17 protein-coding genes and 3 pseudogenes are annotated in these 19,137 nt (G+C 69.1%); 18 read left to right on the forward strand and 2 right to left on the reverse strand.

Going from position 1 to position 19,137, the window contains the following annotated elements:
• Positions 1 to 81 precede the first annotated feature (81 nt).
• Positions 82 to 468, forward strand: coding sequence for a hypothetical protein (locus tag C6A87_RS00845; RefSeq protein ID WP_311115546.1), 387 nt, complete (start codon positions 82 to 84; stop codon positions 466 to 468).
• Here the strand turns inward: C6A87_RS00845 and C6A87_RS00850 are convergent.
• Positions 453 to 563 (reverse strand): annotated as a pseudogene (locus tag C6A87_RS00850) (CAP domain-containing protein); the annotation flags it as partial. The gene C6A87_RS00845 and the pseudogene C6A87_RS00850 overlap by 16 nt on opposite strands.
• A gap of 166 nt (positions 564 to 729) precedes the next feature.
• Here C6A87_RS00850 and C6A87_RS00855 point away from each other — a divergent pair.
• From C6A87_RS00855 to C6A87_RS00870, 4 genes are read left to right on the forward strand one after another with little or no spacing between them, the layout of a single operon-like run.
• Complete coding sequence (locus C6A87_RS00855; protein WP_311115547.1) at positions 730 to 1,404, forward strand: TetR/AcrR family transcriptional regulator; 675 nt, start codon at positions 730 to 732, stop codon at positions 1,402 to 1,404.
• A 47-nt stretch (positions 1,405 to 1,451) separates the two neighbouring features.
• Entirely contained in the window at positions 1,452 to 2,192 is a 741-nt protein-coding gene (locus C6A87_RS00860; RefSeq protein WP_311115548.1) for a DUF72 domain-containing protein, read from the forward strand.
• A gap of 2 nt (positions 2,193 to 2,194) precedes the next feature.
• Positions 2,195 to 3,022, forward strand: coding sequence for a mechanosensitive ion channel family protein (locus C6A87_RS00865; RefSeq protein ID WP_311115549.1), 828 nt, complete (start codon positions 2,195 to 2,197; stop codon positions 3,020 to 3,022).
• Positions 3,023 to 3,052: 30 nt separating this feature from the next.
• The gene (locus tag C6A87_RS00870) at positions 3,053 to 3,493 is read left to right on the forward strand and encodes an SRPBCC family protein (RefSeq protein WP_311115550.1); all 441 of its coding nucleotides are present in this window, start codon (positions 3,053 to 3,055) and stop codon (positions 3,491 to 3,493) included.
• Positions 3,494 to 3,619: 126 nt separating this feature from the next.
• Here the strand turns inward: C6A87_RS00870 and C6A87_RS00875 are convergent.
• Positions 3,620 to 4,311, reverse strand: a pseudogene (locus C6A87_RS00875) (GntR family transcriptional regulator).
• Between the two features lie 121 nt (positions 4,312 to 4,432).
• Here C6A87_RS00875 and fadD5 point away from each other — a divergent pair.
• The 13 genes and pseudogenes from fadD5 (at position 4,433) to C6A87_RS00940 (ending at position 19,128) form a co-directional block, all read left to right on the forward strand.
• Entirely contained in the window at positions 4,433 to 6,121 is a 1,689-nt protein-coding gene (gene fadD5, locus C6A87_RS00880; RefSeq protein ID WP_311115551.1) for a fatty-acid--CoA ligase FadD5, read from the forward strand.
• A 213-nt stretch (positions 6,122 to 6,334) separates the two neighbouring features.
• Positions 6,335 to 7,132 carry an ABC transporter permease gene (locus C6A87_RS00885; protein WP_003930770.1) on the forward strand — a complete coding sequence of 266 codons (798 nt, stop codon included), beginning with the start codon at positions 6,335 to 6,337 and terminating at the stop codon, positions 7,130 to 7,132.
• A 97-nt stretch (positions 7,133 to 7,229) separates the two neighbouring features.
• Complete coding sequence (locus C6A87_RS00890) at positions 7,230 to 8,006, forward strand: ABC transporter permease (RefSeq protein WP_396837143.1); 777 nt, start codon at positions 7,230 to 7,232, stop codon at positions 8,004 to 8,006.
• 4 nt (positions 8,007 to 8,010) lie between these two features.
• The gene (locus tag C6A87_RS00895; protein WP_311115553.1) at positions 8,011 to 9,228 is read left to right on the forward strand and encodes an MCE family protein; all 1,218 of its coding nucleotides are present in this window, start codon (positions 8,011 to 8,013) and stop codon (positions 9,226 to 9,228) included.
• Positions 9,225 to 10,256: a virulence factor Mce family protein gene (locus C6A87_RS00900; RefSeq protein WP_311115554.1), complete on the forward strand. Its 1,032-nt coding sequence runs from the start codon at positions 9,225 to 9,227 to the stop codon at positions 10,254 to 10,256. Before C6A87_RS00895 ends, C6A87_RS00900 begins: the two co-directional genes overlap by 4 nt.
• The gene (locus C6A87_RS00905; protein ID WP_311115555.1) at positions 10,253 to 11,824 is read left to right on the forward strand and encodes an MCE family protein; all 1,572 of its coding nucleotides are present in this window, start codon (positions 10,253 to 10,255) and stop codon (positions 11,822 to 11,824) included. Before C6A87_RS00900 ends, C6A87_RS00905 begins: the two co-directional genes overlap by 4 nt.
• Before the next feature lie 11 nt (positions 11,825 to 11,835).
• Positions 11,836 to 13,449, forward strand: coding sequence for a virulence factor Mce family protein (locus tag C6A87_RS00910; RefSeq protein WP_311115556.1), 1,614 nt, complete (start codon positions 11,836 to 11,838; stop codon positions 13,447 to 13,449).
• A gap of 5 nt (positions 13,450 to 13,454) precedes the next feature.
• Complete coding sequence (locus C6A87_RS00915; RefSeq protein WP_311115557.1) at positions 13,455 to 14,600, forward strand: virulence factor Mce family protein; 1,146 nt, start codon at positions 13,455 to 13,457, stop codon at positions 14,598 to 14,600.
• 3 nt (positions 14,601 to 14,603) lie between these two features.
• Positions 14,604 to 16,165, forward strand: a pseudogene (locus C6A87_RS00920) (MCE family protein).
• Positions 16,135 to 16,785, forward strand: coding sequence for a hypothetical protein (locus C6A87_RS00925; protein WP_311115558.1), 651 nt, complete (start codon positions 16,135 to 16,137; stop codon positions 16,783 to 16,785). The pseudogene C6A87_RS00920 and the gene C6A87_RS00925 overlap by 31 nt, the downstream one beginning before the upstream one ends.
• Positions 16,782 to 17,801 carry an RDD family protein gene (locus tag C6A87_RS00930; protein ID WP_311115559.1) on the forward strand — a complete coding sequence of 340 codons (1,020 nt, stop codon included), beginning with the start codon at positions 16,782 to 16,784 and terminating at the stop codon, positions 17,799 to 17,801. Before C6A87_RS00925 ends, C6A87_RS00930 begins: the two co-directional genes overlap by 4 nt.
• Positions 17,798 to 18,370 carry a mammalian cell entry protein gene (locus tag C6A87_RS00935; RefSeq protein WP_311115560.1) on the forward strand — a complete coding sequence of 191 codons (573 nt, stop codon included), beginning with the start codon at positions 17,798 to 17,800 and terminating at the stop codon, positions 18,368 to 18,370. Before C6A87_RS00930 ends, C6A87_RS00935 begins: the two co-directional genes overlap by 4 nt.
• Entirely contained in the window at positions 18,337 to 19,128 is a 792-nt protein-coding gene (locus C6A87_RS00940; protein ID WP_311115561.1) for a mammalian cell entry protein, read from the forward strand. Before C6A87_RS00935 ends, C6A87_RS00940 begins: the two co-directional genes overlap by 34 nt.
• Positions 19,129 to 19,137 lie beyond the last annotated feature (9 nt).

Raw genomic sequence — 19,137 nt, forward strand, 5'->3', positions numbered from 1 at the left:
CATATCTCGAAACGGCACCGATCGCGCAACGACATCGAATTGCCGGTGCGTCAGATGCGTTGGCGGCCGCAGGATGACGACGTGAGCAGGGTGGTCGAACGCGGGCTCGCCAGATGTCCGCGATGCGTGGCGGTGGCGGACTATGTCTTCATCGAGTCGGAACGCAACGTGGTGCGCTACGAGGTGCGCTGCCGCAAGTGCGGCGGGTGCTACGGCGAGGACAGCCGTCCCGGCGTGCCGGGGACGGTCGGCGCCGACGAGGCGTCGATCCAGTGGCCGCCGGACTGCGAGCCGGCCCCGCCGCGGGACTGGCGTGCCGAGGTCCGGGAGAAGCTCGCGGGCGCCGCGCAGCGCGGCAGAACCGAGTTCGAGGTGATGAACAAGCGGGCGCACGGCCTGGTCGAGAACGGCCGGACGTGGGTGAACGAGCGCCGGTCAGCGCGAGCGGGGGATCAGACCGGGGGATAGGCCGGCGGCGGGTACACCCCGCGCAGGATCCAGGCGAACCAGTTGACGCCGTACTCGAGCTCGTCGCTCGCGTCGTAATCCGGATTCGGGTCCACCGTGCTATCTCCCTCACTCGGGCCGCGACACGTCATTTCGGCCACACCACGTCGGTTCGCCACGAGTGTAGACCCGCCGCCCCCGAGCGGACACCGCATCGGCCTAGACTGAACCAACCAGTTAGTAGACCGCCACGGCGGTCCTTCCCGCCCAGAATGAGTCGCCATGTCTGAATCCGTCACCGGCAACGGGATGTCCCGTCGCGAAGAGTTGCTGGCCGTGGCCACCAAACTGTTCGCCGCGCGCGGCTACCACGGCACCCGGATGGACGACGTCGCCGACGCGGTGGGCCTGAACAAGGCCACGGTGTACCACTACTACGCCAGCAAGTCGCTGATCCTCTACGACATCTACAAGGGTGCCGCCGATTTCACCGTCGATGCGCTGCACGACGACCCGACCGCGTCGGCCCGCGAGACGATCTACCACTTCACCCGTCGGCTGCTGGTCGGCATCGCCTCGGACATCGAACGGGCCGCGGTGTATTTCCAGGAGGGCCCCTACATCACGGAGTGGTTCACCGAGGAGCAGGTGGAGTACATCCGGGAGAAGGAGGCCCAGGTCTACGAGCACGTCCGCGACGTGATCGACCGGGGCATCGCCAGCGGCGAGTTCTACGACTGCGACTCCCACGTGCTGGCGCTGGGCTACATCGGCATGACCCTGGGTTCCTACCGGTGGCTGCGCCCGCAGGGGCGGCGTACCGCGCAGGAGATCGCGGTGGAGTTCAGCACCGCTCTGCTACGCGGGCTGATCCGCGACGAGACGGTCCGGCAGAGTTCGCCGCTCGGCATGGACGTCGCCGCCGCCAGGGCCGAGTTCGCCGACGAATCGAGCTAGCCGAGGACCCGAGCTAACAGCCGCGCCATCGTGGGTACCCCGCGCCGATGACGGTTCGCATCGGCACGTCGGGTTGGGCCTACAACCACTGGCGCAATGTGCTCTACGAAACCGGGTTGCCGACGACGCGCTGGCTGCAGCGCTACACGTCGGAGTTCGACACCGTGGAACTCAACGGCAGCTTCTACCGGTGGCCGCGCGACGAGCAGTTCCAGCGGTGGCGCGATCAGCTTCCGCCCGGCTTTCTGATGGCGGTCAAGGCCGCGCGCGGGCTGACCCACGCCCGCCGGCTGCGCTCGCCCGAGGAGTGGATCGAACGGCTGACGCGAGGCTGGCATGCGCTCGGTGACCGCGCCGGTCCGCTGCTGGTGCAGCTGCACCCGGCCCTGGAGCGCGACGACGCCCGCCTGGACCACTTCCTGGGCGCGATGCCCGCCGACATCCCCGTCGCCGTCGAGTTCCGGCACCCGTCGTGGGACGACCCCGCGGTGTACGAGCTGCTGGAGAAGCACGACGCGGCGTACGTGGTGATGAGCGGAGCCGGGCTGCCGTGCATCCTGAAAGCCACGGCGCGGTTCGTCTACGTGCGACTGCACGGGCCGGACCCGAACGACATGTACGGGGGCTCCTACAGCGCCGACGACCTCAGATGGTGGGCCGAGCGGATCGCCGAGTGGGACGGGCAGGGTCGCGACGTGTACATCTATTTCAACAACGATCTCGGTGGCAACGCGGTCCGTAACGCTCGGGACCTGAAGACGGAGCTGAGCCGCCGACTGGAGGACTGAGAATGTGGACCGGCGTGGGGCAGTGGATCATGACCACGGGCCTTCACATCGCGATGGCCGTGATCTTCACGGTGCTGGCGACCAGGGCGATCAGGTGGCTGGCCGACCGGATCAGCCGGCGGATCGCGAAGCCGGGGCCGAACCAGACCTCCGTGCGCTCGGAGAGCGTCAAGCACCGGCAGGCCGTCGCCGCCGTCATCTCGTCGGTCGCGATCGGGGTGCTGTACACGCTGGTCGCGCTGGACATCGCCGCCCAGCTCGGCCTGCCGGTCGGCTCGCTGGTGGCGCCCGCGGCCGTGCTGGGCGCCGCGCTCGGCTTCGGCGCCCAGCGGCTGGTCCAGGACTTCCTCAGCGGGTTCTTCGTGATCACCGAGAAGCAGTACGGCTTCGGTGACCTGGTGGAGTTGACGGTCAGCGGCGGCGGCACGGCCAGGGGCACGGTCGAGGCCGTCACGCTGCGGGTGACCAAACTGCGCACCAGCGAGGGCGAGGTGTACACGGTGCCCAACGGCATGATCGTGCGCGCGCTGAACCTGTCGAAGGACTGGGCCAGCGCGGTCGTCGACGTGCCGGTGCCTGCCAGTGCCGACATCAACCAGGTCAACGACGTGCTGCGCGCGGTGGCCGCCGCGGCGATGGAGGACGACAGGCTGCTGCCGCTGTTGCTCGACGAGCCCCAGCTGATGGGGGTGGAGAGCATCGAGGTCGGCACCGTCAACGTGCGGATGGTCGCGCGCACCCTGCCAGGCAAGCAGTTCGAGGTCGGGCGGCGGCTGCGCGGGAGCGTCGTCGCCGCGCTGCGCCGGGAGGGCATCGCGACGGCGGCATGACCGCTTGGCCGCACTCGCTATGCTCTGCCGATGCCCCTGGTGAGTAAGACAGTCGAGGTCACAGCGGCGGCCGAGACGATCATGGCGATCGTGGCCGACTTCGAGAGATACCCGGAGTGGAACGACGAGATCAAAGGGTGCTGGGTGCTCGCCCGCTACGACGACGGCCGGCCCAGTCAGTTGCGGCTCGACGTCGTGGTGCAGGGCCAGTCCGGCACGTTCATCACCGCGGTCTACTACCCGGGCGAGAACCAGATCTACACCGTGCTGCAGCAGGGTGACTTGTTCACCAAACAGGAGCAGCGGTTCTCGGTGGTGGCCATGGGCCCGACGTCCCTGCTGACCGTCGACCTCGACGTCGAGGTCAAGATGGCGGTGCCCGCCGCGATGGTCAAGAAGGTCGTCGGCGACGCGCTGGACTACCTGGCCGAGAACCTGAAGGCACGCGCCGAACAGCTCGCGGCGTCCTAACAGCTGTCCCGGGAACCTCGTCTGCCCCAGCTATCGGCATTGCTCAGGGGTCCACTCGCACTTCCCCTGAGATTTGCGGATAGGTGTGACGGCTGAGGCGTCGTGGTCGCCCAGCCGGTCCCGGCCTCAGTCCCACAGCCCCACCTGCTCCAGCCATGCGGTAAGCCGGGCCAGCCCGTCGGTGAACTGCCCGCGGGTCAGCGCGACGACAGTGTCCGCGTCCCGCCTGCGCAGCGCGTCGATCAGCTCGGTGTGACTGGCCACGGCCACCGGTCCCCAGGTCTCGTCCGACGCGAACAGCTGCGGAGGCAGGTAGCGGGCCGCGTGCAGCAGGAACCAGGACAGCTTCAGCCGCCGCCGGCCCGGTTGAACGCCCGGTGGAACGCGAACTCCGCCCGGGCCACCCGGTCCGGGTCGCGCAGCGCGACCGCGGCGGCCAGGTCCTCGTTCAGCCGCGCCAGTTCGTCGATCTGGTCGTCGCGGATCCGGCGCGCGGCACTGGCGGCGAGTTCCTGGGCGATCGTCGACTGCAGCCAGAAGATGTCCTCGATGTCGCTGCGCGTCAGCGGCACCACCCGATGTCCCCGGTGGGGTTCCAGCTCGACCATCCCCTCGCCGCGCAGCGTGCGCAGCGCCTCCCGGACCGGGGTGATGCTGACCCCGAGGCGGGCGGCGGTCTCGTCGAGGCGGATGAACGAGTCCGGCCGCAACATGCCGGTCATGATCTCGGCGCGCAGCCGCGCGGCGACCTCGTCGGACAGCTGCTCGCGTCGCCGTACCGTGCCGGTGACCGGCGTTCCGGCAGGGGCGTTGCTCACATCGCGGCCTTCCCGGCCCGTCGGGCCCGCTCGTCGGGAGGGTTGTCCCGTGGCCGTCGGCGACCTAATGTGACCGGGGCAACAACATGTTTGATCAAATATCAGCCGGCCGCAACTGTCGATGGAGCAGAAGACGTTGAGCGATCCGATCCAACCCGGGACGGCGACCGAACAGCCCTACCTGGCGCGCAGGCAGAACTGGACGAATCAGCTGGCCCGGCACGCGCTGATGCAGCCCGACGCCCCGGCGCTGAGGTTCCTCGGCGAGACCACCACGTGGGGTGAGCTGGACCGGCGGGTGAGCGCGCTGGCCGGCGCGCTGCACCGGCGTGGCATCGGCTTCGGCGACCGCGTGCTCGTCCTGATGCTCAACAGGACCGAGTTCATCGAGGCGGTGCTCGCCACGAACAAGCTCGGCGCGATCGCGGTGCCGGTGAACTTCCGGATGACCCCCGACGAGATCGCGTTCCTGGTCTCCGACTGCCAGGCCTCCGTCGTCGTCACCGAGGCGGTGCTGGCCGGCGTCGCCACCGCCGTCCGCGATCTCGATGCGACGCTGTCCACGGTCATCAGCGCAGGCGGCGGTTCGGGAGACGACATCCTCGACTACGACGACGCGCTGGCCGAGGGCGCCCAGGTGCCCCCGGCCGACATCCTCGTCGACATCCCGAACGACGCGCCCGCGCTGATCATGTACACCTCGGGCACCACCGGCCTGCCCAAGGGCGCGGTGCTCACCCACAACAACCTGGCCGGCCAGGTGATGACGCTGCTGTTCACCAACGGCGCCGACATCAACCACGACATCGGTTTCATCGGGGTGCCGTTCTTCCACATCGCCGGTGTCGGCAGCATCGTCTCCGGCCTGCTGCTCGGCAGACCCACCGTCCTCTACCCGGTGGGCGCGTTCGACCCGAACGAACTGCTCGACGTGCTCGAGGCCGAGAAGGTCACCGGAATCTTCCTGGTCCCCGCGCAGTGGCAGGCCGTGTGCGCCGCGCAGCGGGCCAGGCCGCGCGAACTGAAGCTGCGCTTCCTGTCCTGGGGCGCCGCGCCCGCCTCGGACACCCTGCTGCGCGAGATGGCCGAGACCTTCCCGGGCGCGCAGATCCTGGCCGCGTTCGGGCAGACCGAGATGTCGCCGGTGACCTGCATGCTGTTGGGCGACGACGCGCTGCGCAAACTCGGGTCGGTCGGCCGGGTGATCCCGACGGTGTCGGCGCGCATCGTCGACGAGGACATGAACGACGTGCCCGTCGGGCAGGTCGGCGAGATCGTCTACCGTGCGCCCACCCTGATGGCCGGCTACTGGAACAACCCGAAGGCCACGGCCGAGGCGTTCGCCGGCGGCTGGTTCCACTCCGGTGACCTGGTCCGTCAGGACGACGAGGGCTACATCTGGGTCGTCGACCGCAAGAAGGACATGATCATCTCCGGCGGTGAGAACATCTACTGCGCCGAGGTGGAGAACGCACTGGCCGCCCACCCCGACATCGTCGAGGTCGCGGTGATCGGGCGCCCGCACGAGAAGTGGGGGGAGGTTCCCGTTGCTGTGGCGGTGCTGCGGAGTTCGCTGGGAGCCGCCCCGGGCGTCGGTCTGACACTGCCGGATCTGGAGCAGTTCCTCACCGAGCGGCTCGCCCGCTACAAGCACCCGAAGGTGCTCGAGATCGTCGAGGCACTGCCGCGCAATCCCGCCGGAAAGGTGCTGAAGACGGAACTGAGGACGCGCTACGGCGTCACGACCGTCATTGACGGCGACGAAAGTTCCACTCCGGCAACGGTTTCTGCAGCGGAGCAAAACCGTTAGCCGGGCGGACTGTTATTTGCTAACGGTTGGGGACCCAATCCCGCAGATGCGGTACGCGGGAGTCAGATCATCGGGTACAGTCCGGAGACCTGTCTTACTACCGGCCGGTAGCGAGACCGTACTCACACGATCGGGGTCGGGGCTGGAAGGGAGCGTGCGACAGATGCTGCCGGTGCGCTACGCCCTGCGCGCGAGTGTCGCGGGAGCCGCTCGGTGACGACGAGTTCGAACCTGACCGGCTACGTGCGGGATCAGGTCAGGCCCGGGTTGGAGGCCGTCGGCGGCTTCGTGCGCATGTGCGTGCTCGTCGGCAAAGCCACGTTCCGCCCGCCGTTCCAGTGGCGCGAGTTCATCCTGCAGAGCTGGTTCCTGATGCGGGTCGCGTTCCTGCCCACGCTCGCGGTGTCGATCCCGCTGACCGTGCTGCTGATCTTCACGCTGAACATCCTGCTGGCCGAGTTCGGCGCGGCCGACGTGTCCGGCGCCGGCGCGGCCATCGGCGCCGTCACGCAGCTGGGTCCGCTGGTGACCGTGCTGGTGGTGGCCGGAGCCGGGTCGACCGCGATCTGCGCCGACCTGGGTGCACGCACCATCCGGGAGGAGATCGACGCCCTCGAGGTGCTCGGCATCGACCCGATCCACCGCCTCGTGGTGCCGCGCGTGATCGCGTCGACGTTCGTCGCGATCCTGCTCAACGGCGCGGTCATCACCGTCGGCCTGGTCGGCGGCTTCGTCTTCGGCGTCTATCTGCAGAACGTGTCCGCGGGCGCCTACGTCTCCACGCTGACCCTGATCACCGGGCTGCCCGAGGTGATCATCTCGATCGTCAAGGCCGCCACCTTCGGTCTGATCGCCGGCCTGGTCGGGTGCTACCGCGGACTGACGGTCGCCGGCGGCGCCAAGGGCGTGGGCACCGCGGTCAACGAGACGCTGGTGCTGTGTGTGATCGCGCTGTTCGCGGTCAACGTCGTGCTGACGACGATCGGTGTCCGATTCGGAACGGGGAGCTGACGTGACGAGCACCGCCGCTGTCCTCCGCCAGAGATTCCCGCGCGGGGTCGCCACCGCCCAGAAATGGGCGGGTGCCCCGGGCCGTGGGCTGGACGCGATGGGCCACGTCGCGTGGTTCGTCATCACCGCGGTCGGCTCCATCGGGCACGCGCTCCGCTACTACCGCAAGGAGACCCTGCGGCTGATCGCCGAGATCGGCATGGGCACCGGCGCCATGGCCGTGATCGGCGGCACCGTCGCCATCGTCGGATTCGTGACGCTGTCCGGGTCCTCGCTGGTGGCGATCCAGGGCTTCGCGTCGCTGGGCAACATCGGCGTCGAGGCGTTCACCGGCTTCTTCGCGGCGTTGATCAACGTGCGCATCGCCGCGCCCGTGGTCGCCGGTCAGGCGCTGGCGGCCACCGTCGGCGCCGGCGCGACCGCCGAACTGGGCGCCATGCGCATCAGCGAGGAGATCGACGCGCTCGAGGTGATGGGCATCAAGTCCATCTCCTACCTGGTGTCCACGCGCATCATGGCCGGCTTCGTGGTCATCATCCCGCTCTACGCGATGGCGATCATCATGTCGTTCCTGTCCGCGCAGGTCACCACCACCGTGTTCTACGGGCAGTCGATCGGCACCTACGAGCACTACTTCCGCACCTTCCTGCGGCCCGACGACGTGTTCTGGTCCTTCATCCAGGCCGTGATCATCGCGGTCATCGTGATGCTCAACCACTGCTACTACGGCTTCTACGCCAGCGGCGGCCCCGTCGGCGTCGGCGAGGCCGTGGGCCGGTCGATGCGCGCCTCGCTGGTGGCGATCGTGTGTGTGGTCCTGTTCGCCTCGTTGGCGCTCTACGGCGTCGACCCGAACTTCAACCTGACGGTGTAGCGCGATGACGGCACCCATCAACACCAAACGCCAGCCGCCGTACAAGATCGCCGGCGCGGTGCTGGCGCTGCTGACCGTCATCGCGGTGGTGCTGGTGTACCTGCAGTTCCGCGGCGACTTCCTGCCCCGCACGCAGCTGACCATGATCTCCGCCCGGTCCGGGCTGTCGATGGATCCCGGCGCGAAGGTCACCTACAACGGGGTGGAGATCGGCCGGGTCGGCAACGTCGAGGAGACCAGCGTCGGCGGCGAACCGCGGGCCAAGATCATCCTCGAGGTCAACCCCAAATACCTCGATCTGATCCCGCGCAACGTCGAGGCCGACATCAGCGCCACCACGGTGTTCGGCAACAAGTACGTGTCGTTCACCGCGCCGGACAACCCGCAGGCCGAACGGATCTCGGCGGCCGACGTCATCGACGTCACCTCGGTGACCACCGAGTTCAACACGCTGTTCGAGACCGTGGTGTCGGTCGCCGGGCAGGTCGACCCGATCAAGCTGAACCAGACGCTGACCGCGACCGCGCAGGCCCTCGACGGGCTCGGCGACCGGTTCGGCGAGTCGATCGTCCAGGGCAACGAGATCCTGGCCGAGATCAACCCGCAGATGCCGCAGATCCGGCGCGACAACCAGCTGCTCGCCGATCTCGGTGAGGTCTACGCCGACGCGGCACCGGACCTGTTCGACGGCCTGCAGAACGCGGTGACCACCGCGCGCACCCTCAACGCCCAGCGCGGCGACGTCGACCAGGCGCTGATGGCCGCGGTCGGGTTCGGCAACACCGGCGGCGACGTCTTCGAACGCGGCGGGCCCTACCTGATCCGCGGCACCGAGGACCTGGTGCCCACCTCGGCCCTGCTCGACAAGTACAGCCCGTCGTTCTTCTGCATGTTCCGCAACTACCACGACGTCGAACCGAAGATCAGTGCGGCGCTCGGCGGCAACGGTTACTCGCTGAAAACCCATTCGCAGATCCTCGGTTTGGGCGCGGGCAACGCGTACGTCTACCCGGACAACCTTCCGCGCGTCAACGCCCAGGGCGGCCCGGGCGGGCGGCCGGGCTGCTGGCAGCCCATCACGCGGGACCTGTGGCCGGCGCCGTTCCTGGTGCTCGACACCGGGGCGTCGATCGCGCCGTACAACCACATGGAGCTCGGACAGCCGCTGTTCACCGAGTACGTCTGGGGACGCCAAGTCGGGGAGCACACGATCAACCCATGAAAATCACCGGTACCGCCCTCAAACTCGGCGCCTTCTCGCTGGTGCTGCTCCTGTTCACCGCGATCATCGTCGTGGTCTTCGGCCAGTTGCGGTTCGACCGCACCACCGGGTATTCGGCGATCTTCTCCAACGCCAGCGGTCTGCGCCCCGGGCAGTTCGTCCGTGCCTCCGGCGTGGAGGTCGGGAAGGTCAAGGACGTCAAGCTGATCGACAACGGTTCCAAGGTGAAGGTCGACTTCAGCGTCGACCGGTCGCTGGAACTGTTCGACGAGTCGACGGCCTCGGTGCGCTACCTGAACCTGATCGGCGACCGCTACCTGGAGCTCTCGCGCGGTGAGAGCAACGCGAGAATGGCTGCGGGAGGGACGATCCCGGTCGAGCGGACCCAGCCGGCGCTCGACCTCGACGCGCTGATCGGCGGGTTCCGCCCGGTGTTCCAGTCCCTGGAACCGGAGAAGGTCAACACCATCGCGCAGTCGATCATCACGGTCTTCCAGGGTCAGGGCGGCACCATCAACGACATCCTCGACCAGACCGCGACGCTGACCGCGACGCTGGCCGACCGGGACCAGGCCATCGGCGAGGTGATCACCAACCTCAACACCGTGCTGGACACCACCGTGCGCCACCAGAAGGAGTTCGACGACACGGTCAAGAACTTCGAGGTTCTCATCACCGGTCTGAAGAACCGCGCCGATCCGATCGCGGAGTCGGTCGCCGACATCAGCGACGCAGCGGGCACCATCGGGGATCTGCTCGCCGACAACCGGCCGCTGCTGCAGAGCACGATCAGCAAGCTGGAGATCCTCAACCAGCCCCTCGTCGACCAGCGCGACGAGCTCAACAACCTGCTGGTGCAGTTCCCGCAGGCGCTGGCCATCATCGGCCGGTCCGGCGGGGTCTACGGCGACTTCTTCAACTTCTACGCCTGCGACGTGACCTTGAAGCTCAACGGATTGCAGCCCGGTGGCCCGGTCCGCACCGTGAAGGTCTGGAGCCAGCCGTCAGGTAGGTGCACGCCGCAATGAGAGTCCTGGAGGGATCCAACCGCGTCCGCGGCGGGGTGATGGGCATCATCATCCTGGTCATCGTCATCGGGGTGGGCCAGAGCTTCGCCAGCGTGCCGATGCTGTTCGCGACGCCGACCTACTACGCCGAGTTCGCCGACACCGGCGGCATCACCTCCGGCGACAAGGTCCGGATCGCCGGCGTGGACGTCGGCACGGTGAAGTCACTGGAGATCGACGGCGACCGGGTGCGGATCGGCTACACGCTGGGCGGCACCGAGATCGGCACCGACAGCCGCGCCGCGATCCGCACCGACACCATCCTGGGCCGGCGCAACCTGGAGATCGAGCCGCGCGGGGAAGATCCGTTGCGCGCCAACGGGGTGCTGCCGCTGGGCCAGACCACCACGCCGTACCAGATCTACGACGCGTTCTTCGACCTGTCCAACAACACCGCCGGATGGGACACCGGCACGGTCCGCGACTCGCTGAACGTGCTGTCGGAGACCATCGACCAGACCTATCCGCACCTGAGTGCCGCGCTGGACGGAGTGGCCCGCTTCTCCGACACCATCGGCAAGCGCGACGACCAGATCAAGCAGCTGCTGGCCAACGCGAACAAGGTGGCCGGCGTGCTCGGCAACCGCAGCGGACAGATCAACGAGCTCTTCGTGAACGCGCAGACGCTGCTCGCCGCGATCAACGAGCGCAACTACGCGGTGAGCCAGCTGCTGGAGCGCGTAAACACGTTCTCCGCCCAGGTCCGCGGGTTCATCGACGACAACCCGAACCTCAACCGCGTGCTCGAGCAGCTGCGGGTGATCACCGACGTGCTCAACGAGCGCAAGCTCGACCTCGCCGACACGCTGTCGTCGCTGTCGAAGTTCATGGTCTCCCTCGGCGAGGCGCTGGCGTCGGGCCCGTACTTCAAGGTGATGCTGGTCAACCTCGCGCCGTACTGGATCCTGCAGCCGTTCGTGGACGCCGCGTTCAAGAAGCGCGGGATCGATCCGCAGGAGTTCTGGCGCAACGCCGGGCTGCCGGCGTTCCGGTTCCCCGACCCCAACGGCGTCGGCTTCGAGAACGGCGCCCCGCCGCCGGCCCCGACACCGATCGAGGGCACCCCGGAGAACCCCGGGCCCGCAGTGCCGCCCGGCTCCCCGTGCTCCTACACCCCGCCCGGCGACGGGCTGCCGACCCCCGGCAACCCGCTGCCCTGCGCGGACCTGACCCAGGGCCCGTACGGCCCGGTGCCCGGCGGTTACCCGCCGCCGAACGTCGCCACGTCGGAGCCGAACGTCCATGGGCCGCAGCCGAGCCCGGGTCTGCCCGCCGCGGCGATCCCCGGCCAGCTGTCGCCGCCGGTGCCGGGTGCCCGGGTGCCGTTGCCGGCCGCGCCGCCCGGTGCCCGTACCGTGCCGCTGTCCCCGCAGCCGTCCCCGCCGGACTTCACCCCGGGCATCGCGCCGCTGCCGCCGGCCCTGACCGGGCCGCCGCCACCGCCGGGGCCGGGACCCGCGCCCGCACCCGCGGACCAGCCGGTGCTGCCGGGTAATCCACCGTTCCTCCCACCGGGATCGCAAGGGTAGGGGGCGACAACGTGTCGACAGTTTTCAACATCCGGAAGCTCAAGGTGCCCAAGGTCGCGGTGATCGTCGGGGCCGTCGTGCTGGTCGTGGCCGTCGTGTGCGCGATCCTCGGCTGGAACGTGTACAAGAACCTGACCACCAAGACCGTGGTCGCGTACTTCACCCAGACGCTGGCGATCTATCCCGGCGACAAGGTCCAGATCATGGGTGTCCAGGTGGGCACGATCGACAAGATCGAACCCGCGGGCGACAAGATGAAGGTCACGCTCCAGTACGAGAGCAAGTACAAGGTCCCGGAGAACGCGACCGCGTCGATCCTGAACCCGAGCCTGGTGGCCTCGCGCACCATTCAGCTGTCGCCGCCCTACACCGGCGGGCCCGAGCTCAAGGACGGCGCGGTTCTCGACGTCGACCGCACGCAGGTGCCCGTCGAGTACGACGACCTGCGCGATTCGATCAGCAGGCTGCTCACCGATCTCGGCCCGACACCGGAGCAGCCGAAGGGGCCGTTCGGCGACATCATCGAATCGGCCGCCGACGGTTTCGCAGGCAAGGGCAAACAGCTGAACACGACGCTGAACAACCTGTCGGAGGCGCTGTACGCGCTCAACGAGGGCCGCGGCGACTTCTTCAGCGTGGTCAAGAGCCTGGCGCTGTTCGTCAACGCGCTGCACCAGAGCGACCAGCAGTTCGTCTCACTGAACAACAATCTGGCGCAGTTCACCAACGCGTTCACCGACACCGACCGCGAGGTCGCCACTGCCGTCCAGGATCTGAACGAACTGCTCACCACCACACGGGAATTCGTCGACGAGAACGGCGAGGTGCTGGCGCACGACGTGCAGAACCTGGCCGATGTCACCAACGCGATCCTGCAGCCCGAGCCGCGCGACGGTCTGGAGACCGCACTGCACGCCTACCCGAACGTCGCGGCGAACCTGATGAACATCTCGTCGCCGAACGCCGGCGGCATCGTCGCGATGCCGGTGATCGCAAACTTCGCGAACCCGATGGAGTTCCTGTGCAGCGCGATCCAGGCGGGCAGCCGGCTGGGCTACCAGGAGTCGGCGGAGCTGTGCGCGCAGTACCTCGGCCCGATCCTCGACTCGATCAAGTTCAACTACCTGCCGTTCGGGGCGAACCAGCTGCAGACGGCGATGACGCTGCCCAAGCAGATCGCCTACTCCGAGGAGCGGCTGCGGCCGCCGCCGGGCTACAAGGACACCACCGTGCCGGGCATCTTCTCCCGCGACACCTTGTTCTCCCACGGCAACCACGAGCCGGGCTGGGTCGTCGCGCCCGGGATGCAGGGCGTCGAGGTGCAGCCGTTCACCAGGAACATGCTGACGCCCGAGTCGCTGGCCGAACTGATGGGCGGCCCCGACATCACCCCGCCGCCGGCGCCGCCGGCGTTCGGCACCACGCGCAACGGCAACCTGCCCGGCCCGCCGAACGCGTTCGACCAGAACAACCCGCTGCCACCGCCGTGGTACCCGCAGCCCGGCCCGCCGCCGGCGCCCGCCCCGGGCGTCGTCCCGGGCAACCCGGCCCCGGTGAACGCTCCGGCGGCCCCGCCCCCCGCGGCGCCGGCCGGTCCGCTGATGCCGGCCGAGGCAGGAGGCTGATCGCGATGAAGAAGTGGACCAGACTGGCACGCCGTTCGATCGCGCTGGCCGCGGCAGCGGTGGTGCTGACCTCGTGCGGTTCGTGGAAGGGCATCTCCAACGTGCCGCTGCCCGGCGGACCGGGCACCGGCTCGCAGCGCACCACGATCTACGTGCAGATGCCGGACACGTTGGCGCTCAACGTGAACAGCCGGGTGCGGGTGGCCGACGTGTACGTCGGCCGGGTGCGTTCCATCGAGCTGCGCAACTGGGTCGCCACGCTGACCCTCGACCTGGAGCCGAGCATCGAGCTGCCGGTCAACACCCTGGCCAAGATCGGGCAGACCAGCCTGCTGGGCTCCCAGCACGTCCAGCTCGATCTGCCGCCGGACCCGTCGGAGCAGAAGCTCAAGACCGGCGACACGATCCCGCTGCAGAACGCGTCGGCGTTCCCGACCACCGAGCGCGTGCTGGCCAGCATCGCGTCGATCCTGACCGGTGGCGGCGTGGCGAACCTGGAGACGATCCAGACCGAGATCTACAACGTCCTCAACGGCCGGGAGGACCAGATCAGGACCTTCCTGGGTCAGCTCGACACCTTCACCGACGAGCTCAACCAGCAGCGCGACGACATCACCCGAGCCATCGACTCGACCAACCGCCTGCTGTCGGTCGTCGCGCAGCGCAACGAGACCCTCGATGCGGTGCTCACCGAGTTCCCGCCGCTGATCCAGCATTTCGCCGAAACCCGGGACCTGTTCGCCGACGCCGTCGTATCGCTCGGCCGCATCAGCAACGCCGCCGTGGACGCGCTGGAGCCGTCCAGCGAGAACCTGCAGACCAACCTGGCCAACCTGCAGCGCCCGCTGCGGGAGCTGGGCAAGTCCGGGCCGTATCTCCTCGGCGCGCTGAAGATCTTCCTGACCGCGCCGTACAGCATCGAGAACGTGCCCAAGGCGATCCGCGGCGACTACATCAACTCGTCGCTGACGGTCGACCTGACGCTGTCGGCCATCGACAACGGGTTCTTCTCCGGCACCGGCATCTCGGGCATGCTCCGCGCGCTCGAGCAGGCGTGGGGCCGCGACCCGAACACGATGATCCCGGATGTGCGGTTCACCCCGAACCCGAACTCGGTTCCCGGCGGGCCGCTCATCGAGAGGAGTGAGTGAGCGATGCTGACCCGCTTCGTCAAGATCCAGCTGATCATCTTCACGATCCTCACCGTGGTGGCGCTCGGCGTGCTCGGGCTCTACTACCTGCGCCTGCCCAGCCTGGTCGGCGTCGGCGAGTACCGGTTGTACGCCGAGCTGGAGCGTTCCGGCGGGCTGTACGCGACGGGCAACGTGACCTACCGCGGTACCCAGATCGGCAAGGTCACCGAGGTCGAGCCGACCGAGAACGGCGCCCGCGTCACGATGAGCATCGGTAAGGAGTACAAGATCCCGGCCGACGTGAGTGCCAACGTGCACTCGGTGTCGGCGATCGGAGAGCAGTACCTGGACCTGGTGGCCGACACCGACAGCGGCCAGTACCTGAGCCCCGGCCAGACGATCACCAAGAGCACGGTCCGGCCGAGGTCGGCCCGGCCCTGGACGCCGCCGACCGGAGTCTGGCGGTGCTGCCGAAAGAGAAGATCGACGTATTGCTGACCGAGACCTCGGCCGCGGTGGGCGGGCTGGGCCCGGCGCTGCAGCGCCTCGTCGACTCGACGACGAACGTCGCCGAGGGCTTCCGGGACAACCTGCCCCAGGTCACCGACATCATCAACAACGCGGCGCCGATCCTGGAGAGCCAGGTGACGTCGGGCGACGCGATCGAGCAGTGGTCGCGCAACCTGAACGTCATCGCCTCCCAGACCGCCGAACAGGATCCCGCGCTGCGCAGCGGCCTGCAGCAGGCCGCCCCGACCCTGGACCAGGTGAACGCGGTGTTCAGCGACGTCCGGGACGCGCTGCCGCAGACCCTGGCGAACCTGGCCGTGGTCAACGACATGCTCAAGCGCTACAACAAGGGCATCGAGCAGACGCTGGTGATCTACCCGCAGGGCGCGTCGCTGCTGCAGATGGGTTCGATCTTCGAGGACGGCGGCCTGCTGCACTTCGGGCTGTCGATCAACCAGCCGCCCCCGTGCATGACCGGCTTCCTGCCCGCCTCGGAATGGCGGTCACCGGCCGACACCAGCACCGCGCCGCTGCCGTCCGGGATGTACTGCAAGATCCCGAAGGACTACCAGGGCAACTCCGTTCGCGGCGCCCGCAACTATCCGTGTGCGGACGTGCCGGGCAAGCGCGCTGCGTCGCCGACCGAATGCCGCAGCGACGAGCCGTACGTGCCGCTGGGCACCAACCCGTGGTACGGCGACCCGAACCAGGTCGTGGCCTGCCCGGCGCCCGGCGCGCGGTGTGACCAGCGGGTGGCACCGGGGCAGGTCATCCCGGCGCCGTCGGTGAACAACGGCATGAACCCGCTCCCCGCGGACCGGCTGCCGCCGACACAGGCGACCGCCCCGACCAGCGACCCGGTCAGCCGGCCGGGCTCGGGTACCGTCAGGTGCAGCGGTCAACAGCCCAACCCGTGCACCTACACCCCGGCGCAGGGTCCCCCCGGCACCACCGCGGGCTACAGCCCGAGCAGCGGTGAGGTCGTCGGTCCTGACGGTGTCCGGTACAACGTGAGCAATTCGAGCAACCCAGGAGACGACGGATGGAAGGAGATGCTGGCACCAGCCGGCTGATCCCCGACCCCGACACCAACGCCGCCGACGCCGACGACACACGAGGCGCGCCGGACCCGACGTCGCCGGCCGCTCCCGACACGATCTCCCCGGCACCGTCCCCGGACGACCTCCGCAGACCTTCGCGCCTGGGCACCGGTTGGGCCGCGGCGTTGTGCGTCGTGCTGCTGCTGCTCGCAGGCGGCGGCGTCGTCGCGGGCGTGCTGGCGCTGCGCGCCGACCAGCGCGCCGCCGAGCTCGCCCGCTCCGACGAGGCCGCGCTGCAGGCCGCCAAGGAGTGCGTGGCGGCCACCCAGGCGCCCGACACCGCCGCGATGACCGCGGCCCAGACCAAGATCCTGGAGTGCTCCACCGGCGAGTTCGGGGTGCAGGCCGGCCTGTTCGGCAGCGTGCTGGCCGAGGCGTACCAGGCCGCGCAGGCGACGGTCGCGGTCGACGATCTGCGGGCCGCCGTCGAGCGGCGCAACGAGGACGGCACGGTCAACGTGCTGGTCGCAGTGCGCGTCCGGATCACCAACGCCGAGGCCGCCGACCAGCGGGTCGGGTACCGGCTGCGCGCGACGATGGCGTTCGACGAGGGCCAGTACCGCATCTCCAGGCTGGACCAGGTCAACTCGTGACGTCGGTGCTGGACACGGCGCCCGCCGCGCCGGAGGCACCCGCCGAGGAGTCCCCGGCGTCATGGTCGGCGCGGGCGGGGGCGTTCGCAGTCGACACACTGCCCGCGGCCGGCGTGATCGCGACGGCGGTTCTGCTGGCGTTGACCGCCGACGGCTGGACCCGATGGCTGTTCACCGCGGTGGCCGCGGTCGCGTTCTTCCTGATGGCGGCCAACCGGCTGGTGCTTCCGGCCGCGACCGGGTGGACGCTGGGCCGGGCCCTGTTCGGCATCGCGGTGTGCCGCGCCGACGACAGCGCGGTGTGCCGCGCCGACAGCAGCGCGGTGTGCCGCGCCGACGGCAGCGCGGTCGGGGTGCTGCGGCTGACCGCGCGCGAGTTCGCCCACCTGCTGGACACCCTGGCGCTGTGCGTGGGCTGGCTGTGGCCGTTGTGGGACCGGCGTCGCCGCACGTTCGCGGACATGCTGACGGGCACGCGGGTGTACCGGGTGCCGCCACCGCAGCGCGACATGCGCCGGGTGGTCGCGGTGGCACTGATCGTGGCCGCGGTGGTGTCGGTGGCCGTGGTGGGTCTCGGTTATGCGCTGGTGTACCGGCCGGAACGCGCGGTGGACACCGCACGCCAGCAGGTCGCCGAGGAGGGGCCGCGGATCGTGGAGCAGGTGCTGAGCTACGGCACCGACACCATGATCGACGACTTCGCCCGGGCGCAGGCGCTCACCACCGACGGATACCGGCCGCAGCTGATCGCCCAGCAGCAGGCGGTGCAGGGCGGCGGCGCGAGCACCAACGAGTACTGGGCGGTCAACAGTGCGGTGCTCACCGATCCGCCCGTCACCGCCGACCGGGTGTCGATGCTGCTCGCGCTGCAGGGGCAACGCGGCACCACGCCCGAGGACATGAAGTTCATCACCGCGACGGTGCGGGTGGACTTCGAGAAGTCGGCCGACGGCCAGTGGCGGGTGGCGAACCTGAGCGTGCTGAAGAAGCCGATGATGAACGTGGCGGGCCAGTGAGCCCGGCCCGCAGGTTCACCGCCGCCGACCCCGCCGACAGCACGGTCGGCGAGGACTACTTCCGGCCGAAGCCCCGACCCGCTGCGCGCTGGGGCCTGCCGCTGGTGTCGGTGCTGGCCGCGCTGGTGCTGGTGGCGGCGATCGCGGCGAGCGCGTTCATGCTCGTCGGGCAGCTCGGTGACCGCAGGGAGGCGGTCGACGAGGCCTCGGCGCTGGGCTACACGAGCGGGTTCATGGTGATGTACACCAGCCTGGACCCGTACAACGCGAACGGCTATGCCGACCGGGTGGCCGCCGAGGCCACCGGGGAGTTCGCCAAGAACTTCCAGGCCAGGCTGAACGAGATCCTGGTCCAGGTGGCGCGTTCGGAACCCAGCACCGGTGAGGTGCTCGCCGCGGGGGTGCAGCGGTGGAACGAGGACGGCAGCGCCGACGTGTTGATCGCCACCAAGGTCACCTCGAAGACGCCGGACGGCAAGTCGACGATCGAGAGCGGAAGCCGTTGGGTCGCAACGGCGATCAAGGAAGGACAGCAGTGGAAGATCAGCAACCTGGTACAGGTGATCTGACCACCGACGATCCGGTCACGCGGTCCCGCAGGCGGTTCTTCCGCCGCATGCCGAAGGCCGCTCCCGAAGCCGTGCCCGCGGTCGACGAGCCAGCCCCCAAGGTGCCCGTCGGCAAGTCCCGGCGCGCTGCGCGGAAACCGGCCGAGGAGACGCCGGCTGAGGAGACCCCGGAGGCTGTCGCCGAGACCCCGGACGAGCAGCCCGAAGCCGTCACGCTGGTGCCGCACCGGCCCGCGGGACGCCGGGCCGTGGTCGCGGTCGCAGCCGCGTCGGTGGTGTTCGTCGCCGCGAGCGGGTTCGCCGCGGCGATGGCCCAGCCCTATCTCGTCGAACGTGCGCTCTACGAGACCAAGCTGACCATCGCGCGGACCGCGACCGACGCGATCACCACGCTGTGGACCTACAGCCCGGACGACATGGCCACGCTCGGCGAGCGCGCCTCGGCCTACCTGAGCGGTGACTTCGGCACCGAGTACCGCCGCTACATCGACGCGATCGTCGAGCCCAACAAGCAGGCCCAGGTCACCAACACCACCGAGGTGATGGGTGCGGCGGTGGAATCGGTGTCGCCGCCGACGATTCCGACCGAGGCGACCGCGCTGGTGTACACCAACTCGGTGGCCACCAGCCCGGTGACCAAGAACATCCCGTCGCTGCGGTACCTGTCCTACCGGCTGACGATGCAGCGCGAGGGCGACGACTGGCGGATCGTCCGGATGTCGACCATCACCTCCTTCGACCTGACACCGCAGCTGTAACCGACGCTG

The sequence above is a fragment of the Mycobacterium sp. ITM-2016-00317 genome (assembly GCF_002968295.1).
Lineage (GTDB): Bacteria > Actinomycetota > Actinomycetes > Mycobacteriales > Mycobacteriaceae > Mycobacterium.